Source organism: Robinsoniella sp. RHS, assembly GCF_001029355.1.
Taxonomy (GTDB): domain Bacteria; phylum Bacillota; class Clostridia; order Lachnospirales; family Lachnospiraceae; genus Robinsoniella; species Robinsoniella peoriensis.
Genome location: NZ_JNGB01000242.1, coordinates 1 through 3,957, shown reverse-complemented (window position 1 = coordinate 3,957; position 3,957 = coordinate 1). Strand labels below are relative to the sequence as shown.

Sequence of the window (3,957 nt, the reverse complement as noted above, 5' to 3'; positions counted from 1 at the left end):
AATTTCTTTCCCTGAAGTTCTTTCGCCGTCATCGGACAGATAGGGGTTTCAATGTCAACATCTACTAATTTTAAATCCCTGGTTGCCTCATAGCACATCAACATTGCTATTTCACTGATCATCTGTCTGAAATCCTTTGATCCCACTTCTTTCCTACGAATAATTCCAATCTTGTGCTGGATCAATGGATGATCCATAACTGTCACCTTTGACATCGCCCTACCTCCTCACGCACATAAATTGTGTACGTTTCTCTTATTGTTATTTTTTATTTTTATCTTCTGATTTATACAGCAAAATGCGATTACATTTGAATAAGATTACTCTTCGATCAGAGAAATCCTGTTCTTATGTCTTTCATCTCCGGAAAATGGTGTATCCAGAAAAGTATCTACAATTTTAAGTGCCAGTCCCGGTCCTACCACTCTGGCTCCAAAAGCCAGGATATTTGCATCATTATGAAGCCTTGTCGCTTCTGCACTAAAGCAGTCCGAACAAAGTGCTGCACGGATACCTTTCACCTTATTCGCTGCAATAGAAATACCAATGCCTGTTCCACAGATCAGAATTCCCCTGTCACATTCACCGTTCACAACCGCATTCGCAACTTCTCTTGCGTAAATCGGATAATCCACAGCCGCCTCACTGTCACAGCCGAAATCCTTATATTCGATCCCACGTTTCTTCAAATGTTCCATGATTTCCAGTTTTAATGTGTATCCGCCATGGTCACAGCCTATTCCTAACATAACAATTCCTCCTCATTTAACACTACTACTAATTTTGATATCAATTCTTTTAAATATTCAAAGCATTCCCCATACTCCACCAGATTTCCACCTACCGGATTGGGAATGTCCCCTTTAGAGCCTGCATATTCAGTCAATAGATGTACATTATAAGCATTTTCATGTTCTTCAAAGATTTTATTCTTTTCCCATTCATCCATAGTCAGAATCAATGTCCGCTTGTCAAAATCCTCCTGGACCAGCGGCGTCGCCGTATGATCTTTCATTGACAGCCCGTTGCTCACAAGCACTGCCTCCGCTTTCTGATTCACCGGCTCAGGAAATAGCACGATCAGTCCCTTGGATTCGATCAGTAGATCTTCCAGCAAAAATTTACTCTTCATAATTGCTTCTGCCATAGGACTTCGACATGTGTCGCTATTACTTACAAATATAAGCTTATCATAATGCTTCATATCGTTTTTGCTCCTTATACTTTGATGATCTGATGTCCTGCTGCTTTCATCAGACGGTTCATGATCGCCTGTCCCATCTTTGGTGTCTCAAAGGCCTCTGAGAAAATCTGCGTCACCTCAAGTTCATCAAATTCCCGCAAAATCCCGTACAGATTCTGTGCAATAGAAAGTTCATCACTTCTGGTTCCAATAGATTTTACCATACCGCCTGTATAAGCCCCGGCTGTTTCATCGGATGCGATAACCCCCGGGCTTCCCCCACACTGTATTTCCTGCTGAATCAACTCATTGATTTTAGAAATGACATTCTGTTCCTCACCTTCCAGAATAACCAGATTAGCCTTAGGTGCATAATGCTTATACTTCATCCCCGGTGCCTTTGGATGAATAGAAGGATCATCTTTTAATAAAGCCCGGTCTACCTTTACCGGTCCGATTACTTCTTCCAGCATCTCCCGATTGATATATCCCGGTCTTAATATCATAGGTGTTTCTTCACTCAAATCCACAATTGTAGACTCTAATCCGATCCCCACACTGCCGCCATCAATAATCATATCAATCTTCCCTGAAAGGTCTTCTTTTACATGGCCTGCCTTCGTAGGACTTGGCCTTCCTGAAGTATTCGCACTTGGTGCCGCTATATAGCCGCCGCCTGCCCTGATCAGAGCGCATGCCAATTCATGACGGGGCATGCGCACCGCCACTGTATCTAACCCTCCGGTTGTCCCATAAGGAACTTTGTCATTTTTTTTGAAGATCATAGTAAGCGGTCCCGGCCAGAATGCTTTTGCCAGCGCCACTGCCTTTTCAGGAACCTCTGCTGCTATGCCATACAGATCTGCCATTTCTGCAATATGTACAATCAACGGATTATCGGAAGGACGTCCTTTGGCTTCATAAATCTTGGCTGCCGCCCTTTCATCCAAAGCATTTGCCCCCAGTCCGTAAACCGTTTCTGTTGGAAATGCTACCAGTCCGCCGTTCTTTAAAATTTCCCCGGCTTTCCTGATGCCCTCGTCATTCAATTGCTGATCCATCACTTCTATGATTGTATCCATAATCTGCCTCTTGAATCTGAAGTTGTTCAGATTTCTTCTTAAATTTAAAAATAACTATCGTCCATATTATACCATCAGTCACTTAAAAGGGCAATCGTAAATGTGCCCGGGGCATTTTGAAATATTAGCCAAACATATTAAAAAATGAAAAAACTCCCGCTTTATCGGCCCTTTGACCATAAAGCAGAAGCTCCAAAAATTAATCTGACCTTTTGGTAATATATCCCTCCAGGCATTATCACAGTTTATTTCATTCCTTCTGGCTTAATGAATGTATATCTGATTCATCCAAGCTTTCTTTTAGAGCATTTTAGTCATCCGAGCTTTTCTCATCGGGTCTTTTCTCTTGCGTATTTTATTCCTCTAAACATTTTATTATTCCATCACACACCGCCTGTGCCACTTTTTTCTGATATTCATCTGTAACCAGTATAGCAGCCTCTGCCTGATTACTCAAAAACCCACACTTGCTTTTTTCTCCTCGCTATTTTTATTTTTCTCCTGCATCAACGCCTTTTGTTTTAAAAATGAATCTTTACTTATTCCCCCATCTAAATACTGCTCATATACTCCATCCATGATTTTACGTTTCTCTACCTCCGGATGGCCTTTAACCATTTTGCTCTGAGCCGTTATTACAGGCGCTGCCACTTTGCCTTGTAAATCACCCTGTAGTTTAACTGCATAATATACCCTTCGTGTTCCGCACTGTCTCTTTGCAAACAGCCAGTTTTATTCCTGTTTTCTGCTTTCAACAGTCATTCCTCCTTTCTCGGTCATACTAAAGACTCCTACTGATTCGGCCCTTTACCTCTCGGCTACTATGGCCTCTGCTGACTTCTGTACGTTCAGCACCGCCTTTCGACGATGGTTACCTCTTTCTAGGCGTATCGTACAGACCTCCCCGGGTACCACACGTTTCTTTCTCTCCATCCATCTGCCGTATTTACCACACATGCTTCCGTGTAGTCATTGGGCTTCAACTTGCTTGGCAGCCTTACCCTCATGTATAGCCTCTTATGCGATTTCTGTTCGTCAGACCAGAGTTTTGCCCGTTGGTTAGTATGTTCCCAACATCCAGCTTCCTTCAGATTCCCTCGCGATGGACACCCTTGCCTTCGGCTATATCCTTCCCACTACCGGGCGGATTCCGGACTTGCACCGGTTAGAAACGTGCGCCGCCGGGCGCACCAAAGTAATAGGGTCATACGCACTCGTATGACCCTATTCTCTAGACTATCTTATTTCCCGATAGCCCCTTTTTCTCAATCCTGATTCATCAAATCATCCAACTGAAGTATCGTCATACTTATGCTTTCCTCTGGTTAAATCAGCAGAAATTTTATCATACTTCCTGTCCAGATTGTAAAATAACATCGAGGTGATAGCAATCGCTGTACAAATAGCCGGTACCCATATAAAAGCAAAGTCAATCGAAGTAAGGGCAGAAGCGGATGTCGGATCCGCATTAAAATTACCTGCGGCCAGAATCCATCCCAAAAAAGCTGCACCTAACCCAGAGCCTATTTTCTGACTGAAGGAGGCCGCCGCGTTTCCCATTCCTACTGCTGAAATACCATTCTTCCATTCCCCATATGTGATAGAGTCTTGAAGCATGCCATACATAGGAGCCGCTGAGGCGCCAAATCCAATCCCCTTTATGATGGACATTACAATCAAAAGAGATACACT

General features: G+C 43.1%; 7 protein-coding genes. All 7 read right to left on the bottom strand.

Translation table 11 applies throughout. The annotated features are described in order from the left end of the window. Positions 1–215, bottom strand: a 215-nt coding sequence (locus RHS_RS29225) for a uracil phosphoribosyltransferase (RefSeq protein ID WP_047835198.1), incomplete at its 3' end; no start/stop codon positions are given. Between the two features lie 105 nt (positions 216–320). Next, entirely contained in the window at positions 321–749 is a 429-nt protein-coding gene (gene rpiB, locus RHS_RS29220) for a ribose 5-phosphate isomerase B (protein WP_027295164.1), read from the bottom strand. Next, complete coding sequence (locus tag RHS_RS29215; protein WP_242858562.1) at positions 743–1,132, bottom strand: phosphotyrosine protein phosphatase; 390 nt, start codon at positions 1,130–1,132, stop codon at positions 743–745. Before RHS_RS29215 ends, rpiB begins: the two co-directional genes overlap by 7 nt. 86 nt (positions 1,133–1,218) lie before the next feature. Continuing rightward, complete coding sequence (locus RHS_RS29210) at positions 1,219–2,265, bottom strand: L-threonylcarbamoyladenylate synthase (RefSeq protein ID WP_047835197.1); 1,047 nt, start codon at positions 2,263–2,265, stop codon at positions 1,219–1,221. Positions 2,266–2,620: 355 nt separating this feature from the next. Continuing rightward, positions 2,621–2,722, bottom strand: coding sequence for an N-acetylmuramoyl-L-alanine amidase (locus RHS_RS32375; protein ID WP_081820310.1), 102 nt, complete (start codon positions 2,720–2,722; stop codon positions 2,621–2,623). Then, positions 2,719–2,844 carry a hypothetical protein gene (locus RHS_RS32370; RefSeq protein ID WP_274595931.1) on the bottom strand — a complete coding sequence of 42 codons (126 nt, stop codon included), beginning with the start codon at positions 2,842–2,844 and terminating at the stop codon, positions 2,719–2,721. Before RHS_RS32370 ends, RHS_RS32375 begins: the two co-directional genes overlap by 4 nt. Positions 2,845–3,549: 705 nt before the next feature. Further along, positions 3,550–3,957, bottom strand: a 408-nt coding sequence (locus tag RHS_RS29205; RefSeq protein ID WP_047835196.1) for an MFS transporter, incomplete at its 5' end; no start/stop codon positions are given.